This window comes from Paraglaciecola sp. (assembly GCF_051252315.1).
Classification (GTDB): Bacteria; Pseudomonadota; Gammaproteobacteria; order Enterobacterales; family Alteromonadaceae; genus Paraglaciecola.
Genome location: NZ_JBPOFP010000022.1, coordinates 1 through 17,894 on the forward strand (window position 1 = coordinate 1; position 17,894 = coordinate 17,894).

The following is a 17,894-nucleotide window of genomic DNA, read 5'->3' on the forward strand; positions in this document are numbered from 1 at the left end:
TTCGAACCCCCGGTACGTTTGACCGTACGTCTGATTTCAAGTCAGGTGCATTAAACCGAGCTCTGCCAGCTATCCAAATTTTATCTCTTTCAAACCTTGCGAGTTAAAATCGCTTAGCTCGAATCGAGGTGGCGAATAATAGAGACGTTTTAATTTGATGTAAAGTACTAAGTTTAAAAAATATTTTGTTTGTTTATACTTTACCCACTTTGTTTATATTTACATCAAGTTACGCTTTTCAACGAATATTTAATACGGTATTACTTGAAATATTGAACCAAACCCCATACAAATACACTATATAGTTACAAAACTGATTTCACTTTCGATCTTGGAGAATAAAATGGAACAAAGAACGTCCTTTAGTACGGCAGGTGAAGCATCTGCTTTACAAACGAATAAGGTATTGCGCAACACCTATATGTTGTTAGCTATGACATTAACCTTTAGTGCGGTATGTGCTGGTTTTGCTATGGCTATGGGGCTCGGACAAGGTGCAGCTATGGTAATGAGCTTAAGCGCACTTGTGATGATATTCTTTTTGAATAAAGCAGCTGAAAGTTCAATGGGTATTTGGTTCGTATTTGCGTTCACTGGGTTATTAGGTGGTTCGTTAGGCCCAATGCTAAATTATTATGCTGGATTCCCGGGTGGCACTGAAACTATCGTCCAAGCTCTTGGTACGACAGCTTTAGTCTTTTTTGGCTTATCTGGTTATGTATTAACGACTAAGAAAGACTTCTCTTTTATGGGTGGTTTTTTATTGGTTGGTTTAATCGTTGCTGTTGTTGCCTCGATTGCTAATATATTCTTGGGCATCCCAGCACTTAGTCTAGCAGTTAGCGCGGCAATCGTATTTATTATGTCTGGTTTCATCTTGTATGATACTAGCCGTATCATTAACGGTGGCGAAACTAACTATATTCGTGCAACAGTCTCTATGTACTTAAACATTTATAACTTGTTCACTTCTATCCTTCACCTTTTAGGTGCGTTTGGTAGTGACGACTAAACTTTAGTTTAAACAAACTTTCTAAAACGCCTCACATTGCTGAGGCGTTTTTTTATGTTACATTACTAATAGGTATCACTCACTTTTTGGACATTTCCGTTTCAATCCATGGCATCTTTCACAATCCTCGTTACTAGCGCACCCTATTCCACTCAAGGCTCTTATACCGCCTACAAGTTTGCTGTAGCGGCCATTGAATCTGGCCATAAAATTAACGGCATATTTTTTTACGAAAATGGCACCTTAAATGGTAACGCCCTACAAATTTTTGCATCAGATGAGTTTAACTTGTTAAAAGCCTGGCAAACATTGGGTAACGATTACCATGTGCCATTACAAGTTTGCGTAAATGCGGCAACCAAACGTGGAATAACCAATATTCAAGATGCGCAAGATTCAGATCAAAGTCACTTTAGTTTATCACCCAATTTTGAGTCAGTTGGATTAGGTGAATTAGCCGTACTTATAAAAGACAGTGACAGGTTGGTACAATTTTAATGACTGTAAATAACCCTGTTTCAGGCGTCGCAATTGTTAATCAAACGAGCCCCTTTGGCACATCTAAAGGACAAGAGAGCCTAGAGTTAGCCCTAGCTTTAAGTAACTTTGGGCAAGAAGTCAGTTTATTTTTTATAGACGACGGCGTTTTTCAACTTCTAGCCCACCAGTCTCCTGAGAACATACAAGCAAAAGCCTATTTCAAAACCTTTTCAGCTCTTGAGTTTTACGATATCGAAAATATATATGTGTGTGAAGAGAGTCTAAAAGTACGCAATCTCGATATTTCATCTTTGTGTATTCCAGTAACATTACTCAGCCATACAGAACACGCACAAAAAATAGCCCTATATAGACACACAATGGTGTTTTGATGATTTTACATAAACTAAACAAAAGCCCATTTGAATCAACAAGCCTTAAACAATGCTTACAACGTGCCGCAAGTAAAGACAAAATACTACTTTGCAGTGACGCAGTTTATGCTTGTAGAGATCAAGAGATTTTGCCCAAACTTAAAGCTTTATCCCCCATATATTGTTTATCAGACGATGTCTTAGCTCGGGGGTTACAGCTTGATAACACGGTCTTTTCAGCCATTGATTACAAAGAGTTCGTTCAATTAAGTTTAGAATGTAACCAAGTGATAAGTTGGTAAACGAATGGATTATTTTGTTGATTTTAATGGTGTTAAATTAGCGGTAGATAAAGCTGGATATTTATTATCTGTATCTGATTGGCACGAAGACTTAGTTCCTGAACTAGCCAAACAAGAAAACATTGAGCTTACCAATAATCACTGGGAAGTGATCAATTTCGTTCGAAACTTCTACTTGGAATATAACACCAGCCCCGCTATGCGAGCTTTAGTCAAAGCCATGAAAAATGAATTTGGTGAAGAAAAAGGCAACAGTCGATATCTATTTAAACTTTTTCCCAAAGGGCCTGCAAAACAAGCCACTAAATTAGCTGGACTCCCTAAACCAGCAAAGTGTTTATAAGGTATTTGGCGTTAGCGACTATATTTACACAATATTTACTTTATATATGAAATCACTACTTTACTGAACCTTTTGCAAACTGTTAACATTGTTGCAACCTAAAGCAATAAAGTTTTAAACAGATGCAAGACTTCACTATAAGTAGAAGAGTATTTATAGGTACGGCAATGTACCTTGTTTCTGCACCAATATTTTCTAAAGCACTCTCTCAAGACAATCAACTATTGGTGATTACAGAAAATGGTCAATTTTATTCGGCTAACGAACTCACGATATTAAGTGATGTTGCTGAAATCATGATCCCAAAGACATCGACCCCAGGCGCAACAGATGCTCATGTAATCCCGGTTTTAGATGGACTTATGTTAACTTGGGCTGGAACCCAAACTAAACAACAGTTTAGAACTTGTATAAAACAAATTATGTCGTTAAGCAAAGAGACATATGGGACCGATTACGTACAACTTCCACATAATCTAAGGCTGCAACTTATTGAACAATTAGACATCACGGCGTTCAAAAATAAAAAAACAACCTTATCAAAAAACTATAGAAAACTTAAAGAAATCATCTTCCATGTCTTTTACACATCTGAAGAAGCTAATCCTAATTTTGTACTGATACCAGGAAAATATTATGGAAATCTGTCTAAAAATCAACTAGAAAAAGTAAGAAGTGGTATTCAATTATGAAACAAGAATACGATGTAATCGTTGTTGGGTCTGGCATGACAGGTGGTTGGGCAGCAAAGGAATTTTGCGAAAAAGGGTTTAAAACCTTAGTCATAGAAAGAGGTCGGCACTTAGACCACCCAAGCACTGAATATAAAGACATGCAGGCCCCCTGGCAATTAGAAAATCGCGGTATGGGTTCTGAAATATACGACGAAGAAGGTCGTTACAGAATGTTAAAAACAAAAAAGAAAAGACTTAAAACAGAGTCTATTCAGTTTTTTGCAGACGAAAAAGAATACCCCTATTCTTACCCTGAAGACCGACCCTTTATGTGGACCCGAGGTTATCATTTAGGAGGCAGGTCAATTACTTGGGCAAGAGTTTCCTTACGCTTTGGTCCTAAAGATTTTGAAGCAAATGCGAAAGACGGCCATGGTATTCCTTGGCCAATCGGTTACGACGATATCGCCCCTTGGTATGATTATGTTGAAACATTTGCAGGGATTTCAGGCAACAAGGACGGCTTACCCGATCAACCAGAAGGTGTCTATCAAAAACCTTGGGATATGAGTTGTGTTGAAGAATATGTGTCTACCAACATAGCCAAAAACTTGAAAAACAGGCATATGATAATTGGCCGAACGTCAAACATGACCGAGCCAACTGAAGTGCAAACCAAACTCGGCAGAAGTAAATGCCAAGCTCGTTCATATTGTGATAGAGGATGCACCTTTGGTGGTTACTTTAGTGCTTTATCAGCGACACTGCCCGCAGCTAGGAACACAGGAAACTTAACCATAGTTACCGATGCAATCGCATCACATATTGAGTACGACGATATTAGTGGAAAAGCTTCAGGCGTGACTGTTGTAGACGCCCATACCCACGAGAAACGAACCTACAAGGCAAGAGTTATATTTCTTTGTGCATCAGCACTAGGCTCAGTGCAAATATTATTAAATTCAAAATCAACTACCTATCCTACAGGTTTAGGTAACTCAAGTGGCGCCTTAGGCCACTATATAATGGATCATTTTACCGGTGCGATGGCAGGCGGCACAGTGCCGGGATTTGACGATAAGTTTTCATATGGTCGTAGGCCTATCGGCACATATATCCCAAATTTTCGCCACGAAAAAACTGATGATGTAGATTTTGTAAGAGGATACGGTTTTCAAGGTGGTGGCTCAACTAGGCCAATAACAGGGACAACCGCCAAAAGAGCTGGAATCGGCGTCAAAGCCAAAGAACAAGCAAGACAACCTGCCCCTTGGCGCTTTTTTACCGCTATGTTTGGAGAAATGTTGCCATACTTTGATAACTACGTGAGTTTACATCCAACTAAAAAAGATAAATGGGGCATACCTCAGTTACACATAGATGCAACGATTAGAGACAACGAACGTAAAATGATAGTTCAAGCGGCTAAAGACGTGAAAGAGTTACTAGAAGCTGGGGGGTGTGTAGATATTAAGGTAACAGAAACACCTGCTGACAAACACATTATGGTGGGTGCACGAACCCACGAAATGGGTGGTGCATGCATGGGAGACAACCCAAAAACTTCAGTGTTAAACAAATGGGCGCAATCACATGACGTACCAAATTTATTTGTCACTGATGGGGCTTGTATGTCGTCATGTTCAACGCAAAACCCTTCCCTAACTTATATGGCTATGACAGCCCGCTCGGCAAATTATGCCGCAGATCTAATGCAACAAGGTAAATTATAATGGATAGACGTAAATTTATTACCACTACACTAGCGGCCGGCGTTGCAGGCGGTGCTTTATCATCCTGTGCCTCTACTGATAAAAAGGCTAAAGCAGCGCCCATTGTTATGCCTATAGCTGAGCGAGAAAAATGGCTTGGCTCTTTTTCATGTAATATAGAAATGTGGTTTAAACACCTGCCATTTTTAGATCGCATTTCGGCTGCAAAAGAGATGGGATTTAACGCAGTAGAATTTTGGAATCCAATGCAACCTAAAAAAGGCAAGGTTCCAAAGTTGATAGCACAACGTGCTAAAGATGAAGGCATTACCATAACAAGTTTTTCTCCTGGCGCCCCTAACCTAGGTGACGTGAATAATCACAATAAATTTATTGAATGGACTCAAGGTGCTATTGAACTTTGTGAAGTGTTTAAGGTGCCCAACTTTAATCTAACAGGTCATAAGAACATTAAAGGCCAATCAGAAAAACAGAACATTGAAATCTACACTCAAGCCATAAAACTAGCTGCTCCTATATTTGAAAAAGCCGGAGTAATGGCCACCATTGAGCCTTACAATCCATTCAACCATCCAGGACATTTTATCAATGGCGGTGAACCTGGATTGTCTATTTGTCGTGAAGTTAACTCCCCAAGCATTAAACTGAATTGGGACTTCTTCCATATGCAACGTACTAACGGTAACTTGATCACTCACATGGAAAATGGGTTTGACCAGATTGGATATATACAATTGGCCGATTCTCCAAGTAGACACCAGCCGGGCACCGAAGAAGTGGCCTATGGTGCAGTGTTATTGCGTTTACGAGAACTTGGCTACAAGGGATATATTGGTGCAGAATGTTTTCCTAAAAACAAAGATGACCTACAAGCAGCAATAGATTTAGCCAATCTAGCAAAGAGTATTAATTTGACCTAGTTTCAAAATTTAATATACTAATTGTGCCAAAGGTCAGGCAGTTTATTGATAAGGATAAGATGAATATATTCACTCGTAGTATCAGATATACACTTTTATGCACTAGTCTGTATAACCTACCGGCTTTGTCTGCTGACGTATTTAAAGCCGACCAACTTTTTGCCGAACACAAATATGAGCAAGCTATTGCAGAATATTCAGGGGCTGCTGAAATAGGAAGCCCACATGCATTTTATCAATTAGGTACGATTTATCATAAAGGTCTCTCAGTACCTAGAGATGATATAAGTGCGTATATTTGGTTTGCCTTGGCTGCCGAATATGAATTTAGTGACGCTAGAAATGCGACAAAAAAGATATTTAAATTATTAAGTAAACAACAACAAGACAAAGCAATCGAACTATTGTCGATAGTGAAAAATAATTTTGGTAAAGAACAAGTACAAGAAAACTATTTTCCTGTGCTAAACCAAGATACTTTAAATGAGAAAATTACCTTTGGTGGAAAGGGTAAGTTAAACGTTAACTACCAAGATGTCGACCTCATATTAGAAGACATGGCAGATGCATTTGACGATACAGGGTTTGATACTAATGAGTCATTTTCTGGGGATGAATCTGGCGCATTTGCCTTTTCGGCTGGTAACCAATTAACTGAAATGCAGCCTGGTGATGATTTGCGTTATTCTATTCAATTACGACCAGAATTCAGATTCACTCGACGTACACCATTTTTAATTGTTGATTATGATATTGGCCCAGATGGCTCTGTACGTAATGCCACTCCAGTACAAAAAATTGGTTACTCTCAAACTTTGGAACAGAAGTTTGTGAAAAACAAATTCCCTGCCCCAACCTTTAACGACACCAGAGTAAACTTCGTCAATAGAAGTTATATTGGATCAGCAGCCTACGCTAGAAACAAATTTGATGACAAACACGAAGTGCTGTTTGATAAAGTCAGGCGCCTAGCTAAACAATTGAAAAAAAGCACCAAACGAGAAGATAAATATCAATATGCCATGATGTTAATGACCTTTAAGTGGCTAAAACAAGAAGAAGGCGAAGCCGAAGCTAAACTTAAGGAGCTTGCTCAGCTAAACGACCCTAGGGCTCAGTATGAGTTAGGTGCGATGTTGTATAGAGAACAAACGAACATAACTGAGGCAATACATTGGATATCTGAAGCCAGTAAATACGGACTACCTAAGGCTGAATACCTATTAGCTAATATTATTAAGTCCAGCCCTTGGGTTAATAATGATGAGAAAAAAGCTTTATATTGGTATGAATCTGCGATGAAAAAAGATCATATTGCTGCCACCCTTAAAGCGTCTGAACTCAGGATGTTAGCTACCGAAAAATCATTGCATGATTTCACATTAGCAAAACAATACTTAACTAGACTACAAGAAACCCAAGCTCGCAACCCAGAGTATTACTTTCTGTTAGCCGTTGCTGAAAAAAATAGTGTAGGCCGAAATTTTGGATTAGTAATAGACAACGTAGAAAAAGCCATCAAACTCGGAAAAAGCCTAAATTGGGATGTCTCATACTGGCAAGGGTTAGTTAGAAAATGGACAACTGGTAAAGTATATATTAATGAAGGTTAACAATTAGTTAGTTCAGTAAAGCCAAACCCAAAAAAGCCAAATTAACACTCGTTAATTCGGCTTTTAAATATCCAAATAAATGAGTATTTAACCAATCGACTCGACACCATTCATATAAGACTGCAAGGCTTTAGGGATCGTAATCGATCCATCTTGCTGTTGGTTGTTTTCTAGAATAGCCACCAATGTACGACCTACAGCTAACCCAGAACCATTTAAGGTATGCAGTAACTCTGGTTTGTTAGTTTCAGTACTGCGGAATCGAGCTTGCATTCTGCGAGCCTGGAAATCCAGCATATTTGAGCATGAAGATATTTCACGGTAGGTGTCTTGTGCTGGCAACCACACTTCCAAGTCATATGTCTTGCAGGCGCCAAAGCCCATGTCGCCAGTACATAACAACATTTTACGATAAGGTAACTCTAGTAGTTGTAATACCTTCTCAGCGTGGCCTGTTAACTCTTCTAGGGCTTCAAAAGAAGATTCTGGTTTAACTAACTGTACTAATTCAACTTTATCAAACTGGTGTTGCCTAATAAGGCCACGTGTGTCTCGACCATATGAACCAGCTTCACTTCTGAAACATGGGGTATGAGCGGTCATTTTAATTGGTAATTCTTTTGCAGAAAAAATTTCGTCACGTGCAATATTGGTTAAAGGTACTTCGGAAGTAGGAATTAACGAAAGAGCCTGCCCTTCTTCTGTGGCGGGCTTAGTGTGAAATGCATCCCCCATAAACTTAGGGAATTGGCCTGTACCACGCATACTGTCGTGATTAACTAGCAGCGGCACATACATTTCAGCATAGCCATGCTCTTGTGTATGCAGGTCAAGCATAAACTGAGCTAAAGCTCGATGTAATCTAGCAATTTGCCCACGTAATACCACAAAACGAGAGCCAGTTAACTTAGTCGCAGTTTCAAAATCTAGCCCCTTACCCACAGCAAAACCTAAATCAACATGATCTTTTACTTCAAAATCAAATTCTCTAGGCGTACCCCATTTTGACACTTCGAAGTTATCTTCTTCGTCTTTTCCAGCAGGTACTGAGTCGTCTGGTAAATTTGGTATACCCTGAGCTAGATTAGCAATTTCTTCTAATAAAGATGATAAATCAGATTTTGCAGCGTCCAGTTCATCACCTAATTTTCCTACTTCGGCTAATAGTGGCTGTATATCTTCACCAGAAGCTTTTGCTTTACCGATAGACTTAGAACGTACATTTCTTTCATTTTGCAATTCTTGGGTTTTCATTTGTAAAGATTTACGTTTTTCTTCAAGTTCCGTAAATGCATTTACATCCAGGTCGAACCCTCGTCTTTGAAGTTTCTCTGCAGTTTGTTGAATATCACCGCGCAAACATTTTGGATCTAACATCTTGTTTTATTTAACCTTTAACTAATTGTGTGGCTAACCATGCTGCAAATAAACAACAGGTTATATTTAACATTATATTTAACGCTGCTTTAAACCATAAGCCTTGTTGAAAGAGCATTAATGTGTCGACTGAAAATGTGGAAAAAGTGGTTAGTGCCCCTAAAAAGCCAACACCAATAGTTGTTCTCCACAACGCAGCTTCTAATTGTCCATGCTCTAGTAGAGAGTACAAAAAACCTAACAAAAAGGAGCCGATTACATTGACCAGAAGTGTACCAAAAGGAAAGCCTTTGCCAAACCATTGAAGCATAAGTTGTGATAAAAAATAGCGTAAACAGGCCCCTGTTGCCCCACCTATTGCGATAAAAATATAAATTGTCACTGTTTGCATACTATTTGTACCTTTGCTCCTGACTTTGTAAGTCTAAATTTTTTAAAAATGACAATTTTTCATCTAGCTTCTTTTCTAACCCACGATCAGTAGGCTGATAGAACTGTATATCCCTTAACTCTTCTGGAAAATAACACTCACCAGCTGCATAAGCGTGAGTTTCATTATGGGCATAGCGATATTCTTGCCCGTATCCTAAATCTTTCATTAAACTTGTTGGCGCATTTCTTAAATGTTCAGGTACAGCATAATCAGATGTTTCTTTTGCTGTTCGAACAGCGGACTTAAATGCATTATAAACCGCGTTACTTTTTGCAGCACTGGCACAATAAATAGTCGCTTGGGCAATGGCTCTTTCACCTTCAGATGGCCCTACTCGATGAAAAATGTCCCAGGCGTTTAAACAAATTTCCATCGCTCTCGGATCTGCGTTCCCTATGTCTTCTGTCGCTATCGCCAATAAGCGCCGAGCTACATATAATGGATCACAACCGGCCACTAACATACGAGCATACCAGTAAAGCGCGGCATCAGGCGATGAGCCTCTGACAGATTTGTGAAAAGCAGAAATCAAATCATAAAAATGATCCCCCTTCTTGTCGTACTGAGCGACTTTCTCACCAACTGCTTGCTTAACCATTTTTAGAGTAAGCGTATTGCTTGTGGCGTCAGTCGGTATAAAGTCAGAACTTAACTCCAGGTAGTTAAGTAATCGTCTTGCATCGCCACTAGCCAAATCTATTAGTATCGACCTTGCTGAATCATCCAGCGCTAGATTTAACTTGCCTAACCCACGTTTATCATCTTTTAGCGCTTGCTCAAGTACAGTATTTAAATCATCGTCTGATAAACTTTTTAGTACATAGACTCTAGCTCTAGATAACAAAGCTTTATTCAGTTCAAAAGATGGATTTTCAGTTGTAGCCCCAATGAATGTCACGGTTCCATCTTCAATATAAGGCAAGAAAGCATCTTGTTGGCTTTTGTTAAACCTGTGTACTTCGTCAACAAATAAAATAGTACGCTTATCTTTTTGAGCTAACATTTTTGCTTTGTCGATAGCTGCTCTTATGTCTTTTACACCACTGCTAACTGCAGATAATCGTTCGATATTGGCATCACAATGATTTGCGACGAGTTCTGCTAAGGTTGTTTTACCTGTCCCTGGTGGTCCCCAGAGGATCATGGAATGACATTGACCACGCAATAAAGCAGTTCTTAAAGGCTTTCCCTCACCTATTATGTGTTGCTGCCCACAATATTGCTCAACCCGAGTCGGGCGCATTTTGGAAGCTAAAGGTGCAAAAGTTTGTGGATTAGAACCATCCTGCTCAGAAGAAAAGTCAAATTCAGCAGTTTGTTTTGAAGTCATGGTGCCCGCTGATCATCTAATTCCCAACCTTTAGGTAAACTGAAAATAAACGTACTTTTAGCCGCTGATGTATTTTGAAGTATCTTACTAAATTTTAAAGTGCTTGCTTGTCCTTGGGAATCAATTGTTGAAAGTTCCGTTAACTTATCTTCGTTATCAAACATTAAGGTTAAAGAAAACACACCGCTACTAAGGGCTTCTTTAGGTGTAATAACAAACTTATTTTCATCAAGACTAACTTGATAGTTATCCCAATCATCACTGTTAGAGTCTGTGAGCAATATAAGTGGGTTATTTTCTATTTGAGCAGATTGTTTATATGCAACAACTTGTTCCATAAATGGGTCTAAATTCCATAAAGACTCGCCATCTGCAATTAATGTACTTTCATTTGGAGCAAATAACTCCCAACGCAATTTGTTAGGTTGTTGTAAATACAAAATGCCATTTGCTTGTTGCAAAACGGTATTATCGAGATCAACAACGGTCTGGACAAAGTTTGCTTGGTAACTTTTAAAGGTCAATAATTTACTTTGCAATAATTGTTTAGCTTGGTCGGTATTCGCATTCGTATACACACTGAACATCATGCTAATAACTAAAAACACACATGATTTGATTTGTACAACTGTCTTCATTTATGGTTAAACCTATATTGGATTATTTAGTCTCTTGGTGCTGGGGATGCTAAAACTTCTCTATTACCATTGTGTCCCTGTGAACTTACGACGCCACTTTGTTCCATTTGTTCCACTAATCGCGCAGCTCGATTGTAACCAATTCTGAATTTTCGCTGTACGCTAGACACAGAAGCTCGCCTAGTTTCAGTCACAAATGCTACAGCTTCGTCATAAAATACGTCGTATTCTTGATCTTCACCTTCTGGTTGTTCACCAGGTAGCAATATTTCAGCGCTCGCGTCACCATTCAATATTTCGTCAATATACTGAGGAGCCCCTCTTTGCTTCCAATCGGCTACCACAGCATGCACTTCGTGGTCATCAACAAATGCACCATGCACACGAGTAGGCACACCCGTTCCTGGGGGTAAATACAACATGTCACCAGCGCCTAACAAAGCTTCTGCACCTTGCTGGTCTAATATTGTTCTTGAATCAATTTTAGAAGAAACCTGAAAGGCAATTCGTGTAGGAATATTGGCTTTAATTAATCCTGTTATGACATCAACTGATGGCCGTTGAGTAGCTAGCACTAAATGAATCCCTGCCGCCCTCGCCTTCTGTGCAATACGGGCTATGAGTTCTTCTACTTTTTTACCAACTATCATCATCATGTCGGCAAATTCATCTACCACAACTACAATCGCTGGTAACTTTTCTAAAAATGGCGCTTCTGTTTCCATGCTTTCTTCAGACTTCCATAAAGGATCGCGAATTGGTTCACCTTCCTCTATCGCCTTCAGTACTTTTGCATTAAAACCTTTAAGGTTTCTAACGCCTAAAGCTGACATGAGTTTATATCGACGTTCCATTTCCCCAACACACCAGCGAAGTGCATTAGCTGCTTCTTTCATGTCTGTGACGACTTCTGCCAATAAATGCGGGATCCCTTCATAAACTGAAAGTTCAAGCATCTTAGGATCGATCATAATCATACGTACATCTTCAGGTGTTGATTTATACAACAAACTTAAGATCATTACGTTTACACCCACAGACTTACCTGAACCAGTCGTACCTGCAACTAATAGGTGTGGCATTTTGGCTAAATCAACAAATACTGGTTTGCCTGAAATATCCGCACCTAAAACCATAGTCAATGGTGACTCTGAAGACTGAAAAACATCGTCAACGATCACTTCACTTAATCGCACCATATCACGTTGTTTATTCGGTAACTCAAGACCAATGACTGATTTACCTGGTATCACTTCCACAACACGTACTGATATAGCTGACATTGAACGAGCCAAATCTTTAGACAAGGTGGTGATCTTACTGACCTTGACACCAGGGGCTAAATCCATTTCAAATCTTGTTATAACTGGTCCCGGATAAACTCCCACAACACGTGCTTCAATGTTAAAGTCAGCCAACTTGGACTCAAGAAGGCGCGATACCATTTCTAACTCTTCTGGCGTTATTGGATTCTTAATTTTATCTGGACGTTCAAGTAACTCAAACGAAGGCATAACCCCTTGCGGAGCCTCGACTTTGGCGTCATCGCTATCCTCAGTATCTTCAACTTCATTCACTTTTTGATCTTCAGTCGTTTCAGAAGACGTCTTTTGTTTATTTCGTGAAAGACTAATTTTTTTCTTTAGTTCACTAACTGAGATTGGACTCTTTTTAGCGGCCTTTGGCTCTGGTTCATCTAATATCTCTGGAGGAATACTTGGCTCTACACTAAATGGGCTATCGTCAATATTTTCAGCATCAAAGGAACTATTCGCATTCCAGTAGGGCTCATCCGATGGAATTTTTTCAACTATTTGGGGAGTTTGTTGCGTTTCTCCATTTTGTTTATTTAATAATGGAATAGAAGTATTCCTCAACTTTTCTGGCGTTTTGTATAAAAACTTGCCCAAAACGATAACAAATGCTCCCAATTTATCGATTATTGTTAGCCAAGAAATACCACTCAATAAAGTCACTCCAGCACAAAAAAAGCTTAATAGCGTTAAAGTAGTACCGACTAAACTAAAATAAGGAATGAGTGAAGAGCTTAGGATATCGCCAATCACTCCACCTGCCCCATAATTATATATGTCACTGGCATTCATACTTAATAAACCCGTCGTACCAAGTACCAGTAAAATGACACCAATAATCCTAAGACCGATGTTCAAATAATCTATTTCTAACAAATTTTTAGTTTGTTGAAACAAAAACCATCCAACGAATGCACAAGCAAAGGGTAAACTGTAAGCAAAACTCCCAAAGGTAAAAAATAGGATATCAGCAAACCACGCTCCTATTGGCCCCACCCAATTATTCACGTCGGTTTGCAATCCTGCTTGGCTCCAACCAGGGTCGGCTTGATGAAAAGAAGCTAAGGCAAGTAATAAAAAAAGCGCAAATAAGCAACTGATCATCATGCCTACTTCCATTATTCTTTGAATGCCTGTTAGTCGCGCCATAGTTTTATTATCATTCTGAGTTTAAGACTAAAATGTCTGAAAAAATATATACCACATACGATACCAGCCAAGGGCAAAAAATCCTAGTTATCAAAGGCCTAACGCTCGGATATTAAACAATTATTTTAAACTAATTTTCACCAGAGTAGACTCTTTGACCTCTTCCATCACAACATAGGTTCTTGACTCGCTTACTCCAGGTAATTGCAACAATGTATCACCTAGTAATTTTCGATATCGAGACATATCTGCAACCCGGGCTTTCAAAAGAAAGTCAAAGTTACCAGAGACTAGATGGCACTCTTGAATATCTTCATGTGTTTTAACTGCTGCGGAAAACTTCTCAAATATATCGACTGATGTTTTGGTCAATGTGATTTCTACAAAAACCAACATAGACGCGCCAAGTTTAGAAGGGTCAACGCGAGCATGGTATCCCGTAATGTAACCTTGAGACTCTAGTCTTTTAACTCGCTCTAAACATGGACTTGCACTTAATCCAACCCTAGCGGCTAATTCTGCATTGGTTATTTTACTGTTTTTCTGAAGTTCAATGAGTATATTTCTGTCAATTCTATCTATATGTTTCGGGGTGTTAATAAGCAAATTAAATACTCCAATACTAATTTTTATCAATATAATATACCGCCATTAACCTTATTACCCAATATTTAATTGGAAGACATCCTCTATAATTCTGCCATTGAAAACTTACAGCTTTGGAATTTAAAATGATAATAGGTGTGCCAAAAGAAATTAAAAACCATGAATATCGAGTTGGGCTGACTCCTACTGCGGTTAAAGAACTTATTAGTCATCAACACAGTATATTAATTGAAACAGAAGCGGGAATGGGGGTTGGCTTTTCAGACATGGATTATATTTCAGCCGGAGCTGAGATTGTTGATAACGCCCAAACAGTTTTCGACAAAGCTGAATTAATAATAAAGGTTAAAGAGCCGCAACCAAACGAATGCAAAATGTTACGTTCTGGTCAAACACTCTTTACCTATTTACATTTAGCCCCTGATCTTACTCAAACAGACCTTTTAGTTAAATCGGGCAGTACGTGTATTGCTTACGAAACAGTGACTGATAATTATCATACACTCCCCCTTTTAGCTCCTATGAGCGAAGTGGCAGGTAGAATGGCAGTACAGGCTGGGGCTCACTACCTAGAAAAAGCTCAAGGAGGTAACGGTACACTTTTAGCAGGAGTCCCAGGAGTAACACCGGGTAATGTGTTAATAATTGGTGGTGGAGTAGTAGGCACAAATGCAGCCAAAATGGCGATGGGAATGGGCGCGAATGTCACAATATTAGATAGGTCATTACCTAGATTAAGAGAATTAGACGACTTATTTTTTGGCCGATTAAACACGGTTTATTCAACGTCAGATGCTATTGAGTCGTACTCAAAAGAAGCTGACCTTGTTATTGGTGCTGTGCTTATCCCAGGCGCTGCGGCACCAAAATTATTAACGCGAGAAAATATCGCTAATATGAAGAAAGGAGCTGTGGTGGTGGATGTCGCCATTGATCAAGGAGGTTGTTTTGAAACATCTAAAGCTACAACCCACCAAGATCCAGTATATGTTGTTGACGAAGTTGTACATTATTGCGTGGCAAACATGCCTGGAGGTGTCGCACGCACCTCCACAATAGCCTTAACTAACGCTACCTTACCTTTTGTTCTTTCTCTAGCTAACCAAGGCACAAAAGCAGCACTTTTAGCGGACCTACACCTTTTAAATGGCCTAAATGTGCATAAAGGAGTCGTAACGTACAAAGCCGTAGTCGACGCATTGGCAGATAAGTTACCACTGAATTACATGAAACCAAAACAGGCGTTAGAACTTAATTAAAAGCCAAAACACCAATGGAATAAATCAAAACCATTGGTGTTTTGCACTAACCCAAGCAGGGTTAACTCAAAATTGACTGATTAATATCTATTAGAGTTTGAATTGGATCGGCTGATTGGGTAATAGGACGTCCAATCACCAAGTAATCTGAACCGGCATCAATCGCTTGTTTGGGTGTCATAATTCGCATTTGATCACCCTTATCAGCCCCCACAGGCCTGATACCCGGAGTGACGAGTGTGAAATCTTGAGACACTTTAGTTTTAATTAAATTTGCTTCTTGGGCTGAACACACAACGCCATCGAGCCCACTGGAATGTGTAAGCTGCGCTAATCTCAAAACCTGCTCTTCTGGAGTGGATGTTATGCCGATGGCGGATAGCTGCTGTTGATCCATGCTAGTTAGAATAGTCACCGCTATTAGCAATGGTTGAGAAGATCCGTTGCTTTCTAATGCGGTTTTAGCATATTCCATCATTTTGGGACCACCCGACGCATGAACATTGACCATCCATACACCTAAATCAGCTGCGGCTTGGCAGGCTTTAGCGACCGTATTTGGGATGTCATGAAACTTAAGATCCAAAAACACGTCGAAATCTTTGTCGATTAATCCTTTAACAAATTTGGGGCCAAAATGAGTAAACATTTCTTTTCCAACCTTTAACCGACATAATTTTGGATCCAATTTATCAATAAATGCATTCGCATTTTGTAGTTGAGCAAAATCCAATGCAACTACAACTTTTGGATCTTTATCTATATTCGTCACTCTATTCCCCATCTAAACCTTTAATTGGTTTTACTGCACCCCACTTTTTGCAGGATGGGCATAACCAATGAATTTTACTACCGGAAAAACCACAACTATGGCATCTATATTTGGGCCTTTGTTTGATTTGTTCTTCTACTAATTCTTTTAATAACACCAAACTATTAGTTGATTGTTCATGATCTTGTAGATCGATATACAAGCCCATTAATGTTTTGAAGCCTTTCATAGTTGGGTGTTTTTTTAACTGCTCTAATAGAACTTCAGCTGCCTTGGCACTTTGTCCAGTTTTAGCGAACTGTTGAACTTTTGCTAAGTAAGCTGTGGCGCACAATTGCCAATATTTTTCTAAAATTTGTGTGAACTTTGTATCATCTGATAGCTTTTCTGAGCATTCAGAAATTAAGGGAATAGCTTCACTTAACCAATTAACATCTCGAACGGGCACTTGTTCTAAATGAGCTATAGCTGCCTCATATTGCTTTTGCTGCATAGCCATTTGACCTAACATTAACCAAGGTCTAACCGCTTTGTCGTCAGCAACTATGGCTTTTTTCAAATGACTTTCCGCTGCGTCAAACTTAGTATCAGCAATTTCTACGTTAGCTTGTTCACAATAGAAATGCGCAACTCTGGCACATAACTCTTCGCTATCACCTCCTGCACCAATCATATTTTCGGCTAATTCAATTGCTTTCGGCCAGTCTTTAGTCGATTGGTAAATATTAAATAATTGGGCCTGTGCTTTTATAAAATATTTCTGGCTATTCATTAGTTGTAAAAAGGCGTTTTCGGCTCGCTCTAGAAAGCCTGCCAAAATATAATCTCGACCTAATTCAAATAACGCAGTCTCTCTAAGGGATGCTGATATTTCTTCATTGCTTACTAGGTTTTGATGTACACGTATCGCTCTATCTAACTCACCTCGATGACGAAAGAACTTGCCCATCGCAATATGAGTTTCAACCGTATCACTATCTAAATCAATCATCTTAATGAGGGTATCAACGGCTTTATCGGGTTCGTCAGATAAAAGGAAGTTCAGGCCACGGTAATAATGCTTAGCCAAAATGCTAGATTGTTTATGTTGCGCTTGGCGCACACTATTGCGCCCCATCACCCAACCGTACCAGGCTGCAACAGGTAACAATAAGAAGAGTGTTTCTAACATTATTTTGGAGGAACCACTTGAGATAGCTTTTTATTCTTTCTTTCTAAGCTACCAATACGCCATTTAAGTCTGAAAACATAAGCTAAGAACAAAACACTAGACACTAAAAAGCCCAAACCAAAACTTATACCTAAAACGTAAGACATTTTAACTTGCTGAGAAAAATCATTAATTAAATAGTTAACTAACACAAGGTGACTATTTTGTGCACCGACGACACCAGCAATAATTAGCACTAACAACACAAAGATGAGCAACACTAAGCCTTTGACTTTCATTTATGATTTCCTATGTCTACTTGGCTTTGACTAATAATTGGAAAGATATTTGTGTTCATTTCTTTAATACTCACAAATATTTATAAAACTTTATCTTACTCTAACAAAAACGGCACT

Annotated in this window: 19 protein-coding genes and 1 pseudogene; 10 read left to right on the top strand and 10 right to left on the bottom strand. The window is 39.1% G+C overall.

Annotated features, from left to right (window positions below; genetic code table 11):
* Nucleotides 1-343 precede the first annotated feature (343 nt).
* From ACSHXM_RS06260 to ACSHXM_RS06300, 9 genes are all read left to right on the top strand, one after another.
* Nucleotides 344-1,012 carry a Bax inhibitor-1/YccA family protein gene (locus tag ACSHXM_RS06260; protein WP_435687886.1) on the top strand — a complete coding sequence of 223 codons (669 nt, stop codon included), beginning with the start codon at nucleotides 344-346 and terminating at the stop codon, nucleotides 1,010-1,012.
* Between the two features lie 108 nt (nucleotides 1,013-1,120).
* Complete coding sequence (tusD, locus tag ACSHXM_RS06265; protein ID WP_435687887.1) at nucleotides 1,121-1,510, top strand: sulfurtransferase complex subunit TusD; 390 nt, start codon at nucleotides 1,121-1,123, stop codon at nucleotides 1,508-1,510.
* Entirely contained in the window at nucleotides 1,510-1,884 is a 375-nt protein-coding gene (tusC, locus tag ACSHXM_RS06270; protein ID WP_435687888.1) for a sulfurtransferase complex subunit TusC, read from the top strand. The genes tusD and tusC overlap by 1 nt, the downstream gene beginning before the upstream one ends.
* Nucleotides 1,884-2,168, top strand: a complete 285-nt coding sequence (tusB, locus tag ACSHXM_RS06275; protein WP_435687889.1) for a sulfurtransferase complex subunit TusB — start codon at nucleotides 1,884-1,886, stop codon at nucleotides 2,166-2,168. The genes tusC and tusB overlap by 1 nt, the downstream gene beginning before the upstream one ends.
* A 4-nt stretch (nucleotides 2,169-2,172) precedes the next feature.
* Nucleotides 2,173-2,511 carry a TusE/DsrC/DsvC family sulfur relay protein gene (locus ACSHXM_RS06280; RefSeq protein ID WP_435687890.1) on the top strand — a complete coding sequence of 113 codons (339 nt, stop codon included), beginning with the start codon at nucleotides 2,173-2,175 and terminating at the stop codon, nucleotides 2,509-2,511.
* Nucleotides 2,512-2,678: 167 nt separating this feature from the next.
* The gene (locus tag ACSHXM_RS06285) at nucleotides 2,679-3,203 is read left to right on the top strand and encodes a gluconate 2-dehydrogenase subunit 3 family protein (RefSeq protein WP_435687891.1); all 525 of its coding nucleotides are present in this window, start codon (nucleotides 2,679-2,681) and stop codon (nucleotides 3,201-3,203) included.
* Nucleotides 3,200-4,918, top strand: a complete 1,719-nt coding sequence (locus ACSHXM_RS06290) for a GMC oxidoreductase (RefSeq protein ID WP_435687892.1) — start codon at nucleotides 3,200-3,202, stop codon at nucleotides 4,916-4,918. Before ACSHXM_RS06285 ends, ACSHXM_RS06290 begins: the two co-directional genes overlap by 4 nt.
* Nucleotides 4,918-5,838, top strand: coding sequence for a TIM barrel protein (locus ACSHXM_RS06295; RefSeq protein WP_435687893.1), 921 nt, complete (start codon nucleotides 4,918-4,920; stop codon nucleotides 5,836-5,838). Before ACSHXM_RS06290 ends, ACSHXM_RS06295 begins: the two co-directional genes overlap by 1 nt.
* A 59-nt stretch (nucleotides 5,839-5,897) precedes the next feature.
* A complete protein-coding gene (locus ACSHXM_RS06300) occupies nucleotides 5,898-7,451 on the top strand; it encodes a hypothetical protein (RefSeq protein WP_435687894.1) in 1,554 nt (517 codons plus the stop codon).
* A gap of 87 nt (nucleotides 7,452-7,538) precedes the next feature.
* Here ACSHXM_RS06300 and serS read toward each other — a convergent pair whose 3' ends face one another.
* The 7 genes and pseudogenes from serS to lrp form a co-directional block, all read right to left on the bottom strand.
* Entirely contained in the window at nucleotides 7,539-8,828 is a 1,290-nt protein-coding gene (gene serS, locus ACSHXM_RS06305; RefSeq protein WP_435687895.1) for a serine--tRNA ligase, read from the bottom strand.
* A gap of 10 nt (nucleotides 8,829-8,838) precedes the next feature.
* The gene (gene crcB / locus ACSHXM_RS06310; protein WP_435687896.1) at nucleotides 8,839-9,219 is read right to left on the bottom strand and encodes a fluoride efflux transporter CrcB; all 381 of its coding nucleotides are present in this window, start codon (nucleotides 9,217-9,219) and stop codon (nucleotides 8,839-8,841) included.
* 1 nt (nucleotide 9,220) lies between these two features.
* Complete coding sequence (locus ACSHXM_RS06315; protein ID WP_435687897.1) at nucleotides 9,221-10,591, bottom strand: replication-associated recombination protein A; 1,371 nt, start codon at nucleotides 10,589-10,591, stop codon at nucleotides 9,221-9,223.
* Nucleotides 10,588-11,229, bottom strand: a complete 642-nt coding sequence (lolA, locus tag ACSHXM_RS06320) for an outer membrane lipoprotein chaperone LolA (protein ID WP_435687898.1) — start codon at nucleotides 11,227-11,229, stop codon at nucleotides 10,588-10,590. Before lolA ends, ACSHXM_RS06315 begins: the two co-directional genes overlap by 4 nt.
* A gap of 26 nt (nucleotides 11,230-11,255) precedes the next feature.
* Entirely contained in the window at nucleotides 11,256-11,522 is a 267-nt protein-coding gene (locus tag ACSHXM_RS06325) for a DNA translocase FtsK (RefSeq protein WP_435687931.1), read from the bottom strand.
* A pseudogene (locus tag ACSHXM_RS06330) lies at nucleotides 11,523-13,691 on the bottom strand (DNA translocase FtsK 4TM domain-containing protein); the annotation flags it as partial.
* A 120-nt stretch (nucleotides 13,692-13,811) separates the two neighbouring features.
* The gene (lrp, locus tag ACSHXM_RS06335; RefSeq protein ID WP_435687899.1) at nucleotides 13,812-14,297 is read right to left on the bottom strand and encodes a leucine-responsive transcriptional regulator Lrp; all 486 of its coding nucleotides are present in this window, start codon (nucleotides 14,295-14,297) and stop codon (nucleotides 13,812-13,814) included.
* Nucleotides 14,298-14,422: 125 nt separating this feature from the next.
* On the opposite strand from lrp, the gene ald reads away from it, so the two are divergent.
* Nucleotides 14,423-15,556, top strand: coding sequence for an alanine dehydrogenase (ald, locus tag ACSHXM_RS06340; RefSeq protein WP_435687900.1), 1,134 nt, complete (start codon nucleotides 14,423-14,425; stop codon nucleotides 15,554-15,556).
* A gap of 61 nt (nucleotides 15,557-15,617) precedes the next feature.
* On the opposite strand, the gene pyrF is transcribed toward ald, so the two are convergent.
* From pyrF to ACSHXM_RS06355, 3 genes are read right to left on the bottom strand one after another with little or no spacing between them, the layout of a single operon-like run.
* Entirely contained in the window at nucleotides 15,618-16,328 is a 711-nt protein-coding gene (gene pyrF / locus ACSHXM_RS06345) for an orotidine-5'-phosphate decarboxylase (RefSeq protein WP_435687901.1), read from the bottom strand.
* Between the two features lies 1 nt (nucleotide 16,329).
* A complete protein-coding gene (gene lapB, locus ACSHXM_RS06350) occupies nucleotides 16,330-17,499 on the bottom strand; it encodes a lipopolysaccharide assembly protein LapB (RefSeq protein WP_435687902.1) in 1,170 nt (389 codons plus the stop codon).
* On the bottom strand, nucleotides 17,499-17,777 hold the full coding sequence (locus ACSHXM_RS06355) for a lipopolysaccharide assembly protein LapA domain-containing protein (protein ID WP_435687903.1): 279 nt from the start codon (nucleotides 17,775-17,777) through the stop codon (nucleotides 17,499-17,501). Before ACSHXM_RS06355 ends, lapB begins: the two co-directional genes overlap by 1 nt.
* Nucleotides 17,778-17,894 lie beyond the last annotated feature (117 nt).